Here is a 2,031-nt window from a genome sequence, read left to right as displayed (position 1 = left end):
GACATCGCGTCGACGATGTCCCAGTTCAAGGGACTGACCGCGGCCGCGACCAAGGGTGCCTCTAGCCTCCAGGTGGGCGTGATCCTGCCCGACACCACGTCGTCGACCCGGTGGGTTGACTTCGACGCGCCGTACATGAAGGAAGCCTTCACCGACGCCGGGTACACCTCGTCGGAGTTCCGCATCGACAACGCGCAGGGAAGCGACGCGACGCAGCTGAGCGACGCGACCGCCGACATCAACCTGGGTGCCAAAGTCCTGATCGTGTGCCCGCTTGACGGCCCGACTGTCGTCGCGATCGCGAAGCTCGCCGAGTCAAAGGGCGTCACCCTGATCGCCTACGACCGCGCCATCTTCCAGGGCACGAACACCTACTACGTCAGCTTCGACGGCGAGAAGGTGGGTGAGCTGATTGGCACGGGCTTCAACCAGTGCCTTTCGTCCTGGGGCGTCAAGTCCCCCCAGGTCTACGTCCTGAACGGCGGCGAGGACACCGACCCCAACGCGATCGCCTTCGCCACGGGTTACAACAAGGTGGTCTTCAACCAGCCGGCCAAGACGGTCTCCGCGGGCGCGAAGGGCACCGCTGACGGCGCCACGCTGGTTGCCGAGAACTTCGCCCCCGGCTGGGACAACACCAAGGGCGGCACGATCTTCCAGCAGGCGTTCACCGCCAACGCGAAGATCAACGCCACCATCGAGGCCAATGACGGGCTCGCCAACGCGGTGATCACCGACCTCAAGTCGGCCGGGGTCAAGCCCAACACCATCCCGACCACCGGGCAGGACGGCACGGCGCAGGGCATGGCCTGGATACTTCAGGGTTACCAGTGCGGCTCCGTTTACAAGCCCGTTTACAAGGAGGTCCAGGACGCCGTATCCGTGGCTACGATCCTGCTGGCGGGCCAGACGCCGCCCTCAGCGCTGCTGAACGGCTCGGCCACCGACTCGGCTAACTCGAGCATCACCGAGCCGGCGTCCCTGCTGTCGGCCGAGTGGGTGACCAAGTCGAACATCGAGTCGACCGTGGTCGCGGACAAGTTCGACACGGCCTCGGCGATCTGCACGCTCGCGGGTGCGAGCGTCTGCGCGGCCAACGGGATCAAGTAATCATCTGACCGGGGTTGGCGGGCCCGCCACGAGGGCGGGCCCGCCAACCCCGTGACGATGAGATGGCTGTGCGGACCAACCTGGGCAAGGCGAATGACGGGTATTAAAAATGACTGAGGTGAACGAGACCCCGGAAGGCGCGAGTCGCAGCGGGGACGGGGCTGGGGCTGAATCCCTACTGAAGCTGCGAGGCATCGACAAGCACTTCGGGCCCGTGCAGGCGCTCTACGGGGTTAACCTTGACCTGCCCGCTGGCCAGGTGACCGGCCTCTGCGGGGACAACGGCGCAGGCAAGTCGGTGCTCACCCGCACTATCGCAGGAGCTCACCAGCCGGACGGTGGCCAGATCTACTTCGACGGGCGCCCGGTACACATCCGGAGCACCAGGGACGCCTCCGCGCTGGGGATCGAGACCGTCTACCAGGATCTGGCGCTGGCCGACAACCTGGACATCGTCCAGAACATGTTCCTCGGCCGGGAACGGCTGAGCTACGGCCTGCTCGATGAGGACTCGATGGAACTGCAGGCGGCCGAGACCCTGAGCACCTTGCGGGTGACCACGGTGCGCTCGATCCGCCAGCCCGTCGCCTCGCTCTCGGGTGGTCAGCGGCAGTCGGTGGCAGTGGCCAAGGCAGTGATGTGGAACTCCAAGCTGGTGCTGCTTGACGAGCCCACCGCCGCCCTCGGGGTGGTGCAGACCCGGCAGGTGCTTGACCTGATCAAACGACTCCGTGACCGCGGGCTCGCGGTGATGGTGATCAGCCACAACCTGAACGACGTCTTCGAGGTCGCGGACCGGATCGCGGTGCTGTACCTGGGACGGATGGTGGCCGAAGCACCGACCGCGGACTTCGACCGGCAGAGCGTGGTGGAGTACATGACGACGGGTACCGCCTCCGGGCGGCCGTACGAGTCAGCCGG

General features: G+C 66.1%; 2 protein-coding genes. Both read left to right on the top strand.

The genetic code is table 11. The annotated features are described in order from the left end of the window. A partial coding sequence (locus VHU88_04370; GenBank protein HEX3610901.1) for a substrate-binding domain-containing protein occupies nt 1-1,110 on the top strand: 1,110 nt, incomplete at its 5' end. A gap of 109 nt (nt 1,111-1,219) precedes the next feature. Next, nucleotides 1,220-2,031, top strand: an 812-nt coding sequence (locus VHU88_04365) for an ATP-binding cassette domain-containing protein (GenBank protein ID HEX3610900.1), incomplete at its 3' end; no start/stop codon positions are given.

This window comes from Sporichthyaceae bacterium (assembly GCA_036269075.1).
Classification (GTDB): domain Bacteria; phylum Actinomycetota; class Actinomycetes; order Sporichthyales; family Sporichthyaceae; genus DASQPJ01.
Note: the sequence above shows the minus strand (reverse complement) of the source record. Positions and strands in the feature narration are given on the sequence as shown.